At 61.6% G+C, this 3,304-nt stretch carries 3 protein-coding genes; 1 reads left to right on the top strand and 2 read right to left on the bottom strand.

Annotation, left to right across the window (positions count from 1 at the left end; translation table 11 throughout):
- Positions 1 to 125 precede the first annotated feature (125 nt).
- Both argC and B4E36_RS18815 read right to left on the bottom strand, forming a co-directional pair.
- Entirely contained in the window at positions 126 to 1,052 is a 927-nt protein-coding gene (gene argC, locus B4E36_RS18820; RefSeq protein WP_292052756.1) for an N-acetyl-gamma-glutamyl-phosphate reductase, read from the bottom strand.
- A gap of 98 nt (positions 1,053 to 1,150) precedes the next feature.
- A complete protein-coding gene (locus tag B4E36_RS18815) occupies positions 1,151 to 2,407 on the bottom strand; it encodes an AGE family epimerase/isomerase (protein ID WP_292052754.1) in 1,257 nt (418 codons plus the stop codon).
- A 261-nt stretch (positions 2,408 to 2,668) separates the two neighbouring features.
- On the opposite strand from B4E36_RS18815, the gene B4E36_RS18810 reads away from it, so the two are divergent.
- Positions 2,669 to 3,304 (top strand): homocysteine S-methyltransferase family protein (locus B4E36_RS18810; protein WP_345900681.1); only part of this gene is annotated, 636 nt, incomplete at its 3' end.

The raw sequence follows: 3,304 nt of genomic DNA, 5'->3' as shown, positions 1-3,304 counted from the left end.
ACCCCTCTCTGCCCCTGTCGGGGCATCTCCCCCTCAAGGGGGGAGATTGTGGGCTGAGAGCTCGTTGGAAGTCGGTAGGCGAAATGCCGCTGCGTCCGCTGCCGGATTCGAGCGGCTTCCCAACCTCACGCCGAAAGCATAAGATCCATGTTCTGCACCGCCGCGCCCGAGGCGCCCTTGCCGAGGTTGTCGAGCTGGGCCACCAGATTGACGTGGCTGCCGTTGCCGAAGACGTAGAGCCGCATGATGTCCTGCCCGGCGAGCTCCTCGGCATTGAGGCGCGGCAAGGCGGCGCTTGTTTCAAGCGGGGCCACCTGCACGATGTCCTGTCCGGCATAGTATTCGGCAAGCGTTGCGTGGATGCTCTCCGCCGTCTGGTCGCCTTCGAGGTCTTCCAGATAGAGCGGCACCTGCACCAGCATGCCCTGCGCGAAACGGCCGACGGAGGGCGAGAAGATCGGCGGGCGAGAGAGCAGGCCGTGGGTCGTCATTTCCGGCACGTGCTTGTGCTTGAGGCTCAGCCCGTAGAGGAAATACGGCGCGTCGATATGGTCGTCGCGGCTCGCGTCCTCCATCTGGGCGATCATGGTCTTGCCGCCGCCGGTGTAGCCCGAGACCGCGTTGATCGTGACCGGGTAGCTGTCGGGCAGAATACCGGCAGCCCTCAGCGGCCGGATCAGGCCGATCGCGCCGGTCGGGTAGCAGCCGGGGTTCGCCACATGGCGGGCGGCGCGGATGCGCCCGGCCTGCGCCTTGTCCATCTCGGCGAAGCCATAGGCCCAGTCGGGATCGGTTCGGTAGGCGGTGGAGGTGTCGATGACGCGGACCTTGTTGTTGCCGGAAAGCATGGCGACGGCCTCCCGCGAGGCGTCATCCGGCAGGCACAGGATCGCGATATCGGCGCTGTTCAGCATATCCTCGCGCATCGCGGCATTGCGCCGTTCCTCATGCGGGATCGACAGCATTTCGACATCGCGGCGGCTTTCCATGCGGCTGCGGATTTGCAGGCCGGTGGTGCCGTGTTCGCCGTCGATGAAGATTTTCGCTGCCATGGTCTCGTCCTTCGATGGGATTATGCGGCGTTATATAGAGCGGGCCGGCCAGACCCGCAATCGTTCTGTCCCGCAATCATTGAATCGGGCTGGCGGCCTCAGGGCTGCTTGACGTCACGGAAGATCATTTCCGGCAGGCTGCCGACGGCGGGATAGAGCGGAATGAGGCATGCCTGGAGGGCGTGATAGATATCGCTCTTGCCGGGAAACAGCGTGGCCTGCGGCACCAGATCCTCAGACAATTCCTCATGCCAGCCGCCGTTTTCATGATCGAGCAGGTGGTTGGCGATGAAGCTCCACTGCTTGCGATAGGCATACATATGCATGTCCTCGCCGAAATGGGCGGTGAGGAAGTGGGTGGCGCCGATGCCCTCGGCATGCGGCCACCAGAGCTTCGCCCGGTTCTTCGGCTGGTTGTTCCAGTCGAGCGTGTAGAAGATGCCGCGCTTTTCGAAGTCCCAGCCGAACTTGAAGGCCGAGACGAACAGTTCGCGCGCCGCCTTCGGCATCCACTCATGCGAGCGGCCGGTGAGCGTGTAGAGCTGGAGCAGCAGCCGGGTCCATTCCAGCCAGTGGCCGGGCGTGGTGCCGGAGGGGCGGAACATTTCGTTGCCGGAATAGTTGTAATCAACCTTCCAGTCTTCGGTGAAGTGTTCGGCCACGCGATATTCGCACGCAACCGCATGTTTCTTGATGATCAGTTCGGCGATCCGCTTGGCCTTGGTGAGGTATTCGACGTCGCCGGTCACCTCATAGGCTTCCATCAGCGCTTCGGTCATATGCATGTTGCAGTTCTGTCCGCGATAGCCAGGCACCGGCGTCCAGTCGGTCTCGAATTCCTCGGCGACCGCGCCATGCTGTTCTTCCCAGAAGCGGGTGTTGATCACCTCGGTCACGTCGGCGATCATCGCATCGGCCAGCGGATGGCCGGCGAACTTGGCGGAGGAGGCGGCCAGCAGCACGAAGGCATGGCCATAGGCCTGCTTGGTGGGTTCTCCGCACGGGCCGTCATTGTCGACCTGCCAGAAATAGCCGCCATGTTTCTTGTCGCGGTGATGCTCCCACAGATAATTCATGCCGTGGTCCAACAGGTCGTCGCAGCCGGGACGGCCGAGAAGGTGGCCGATCGCCATGCAGTGGACCATGCGGGTCGTGGTGTGGATGCCGCGCACCGGATTGTCGCCGCCGGTCGGGCGACCTAGCTTGTCGAACTCGTAGAAGCCGCCCTTCGGATTGATCGAACGATACTGGAAGTAATCGAAGAGGTTGTTTGCCTGCTGCATCAACCATTCGCGGTGATAGGGCCTCTTGATCCAGCGTGGCGGGGCGACCAGCGTATTGATCTTCGGCTTCATGGCAAATCCTCCAATTTGTGCGGCCGGAACCGGCCATGCTATGCAGGCACGCCGGCAAGCCCAGCGTGTGACGATTGATTAAGGTATATCGCGCTCACGACATCATCACAATTCTGATTTGCATCGTCCTTGATCATGCGCAAACAATGAAACACATAGGTGACAGCTGCGTCGCGCGCTGAAAGGTTGAAATCAGCCGCTATATATTGACATAAAGATATCTTTATGTGATCTCGCAGCTTCAAATTCTGGAGATGAGTGATGTTTGACGACCTGTTCGGGGAAGAAGCGCCGAAGCGCGACGGCAAGGAAATCCGCGCCGCGCTGGAAAAGGCCGCGCGCGAGCGCATTCTGGTTCTCGACGGCGCCATGGGCACGCAGATCCAGGGGCTCGGCTTCGATGAGGATCATTTCCGCGGCGACCGCTTCATCGGCTGCGCCTGCCATCAGAAGGGCAATAACGACCTGCTGATCCTGTCCCAGCCGAAGGCGGTGGAGGATATCCACTTCGCCTATGCCATGGCCGGCGCGGACATCATCGAGACCAATACGTTTTCCGGCACGCGGATCGCGCAGGCCGACTACCAGATGGAAAACATTGTCTACGATCTGAACCGAGATGGTGCGCGGGTTGCCCGCCGCGCCGCGATCCGGGCGGAAAAGGAAGATGGCCGCAGGCGCTTCGTGGCCGGCGCCGTCGGCCCGACCAACCGCACGGCCTCGATCTCGCCGGACGTCAATAACCCCGGCTACCGCGCTGTTTCCTTTGATCAATTGCGCGACGCCTATCGCGAGCAGATCAACGGGTTGATCGATGGCGGATCGGATCTGATCCTGATCGAGACGATCTTCGATACGCTGAATGCCAAGGCTGCGGTGTTCGCCGCGCGTCAGGCT

This window comes from Martelella sp. UBA3392 (assembly GCF_002358775.1).
GTDB lineage: Bacteria > Pseudomonadota > Alphaproteobacteria > Rhizobiales > Rhizobiaceae > Martelella > Martelella mediterranea.
This window is presented reverse-complemented; position numbering and strand designations above follow the sequence as displayed.

What these genes read in the sequence shown, in the direction of transcription:
- B4E36_RS18815 (WP_292052754.1), bottom strand. Translation starts at nt 2,407, where the DNA reads ATGAAGCCGAAGATCAATACGCTGGTCGCCCCGCCACGCTGGATCAAG.
- argC (WP_292052756.1), bottom strand. Translation starts at nt 1,052, where the DNA reads ATGGCAGCGAAAATCTTCATCGACGGCGAACACGGCACCACCGGCCTG.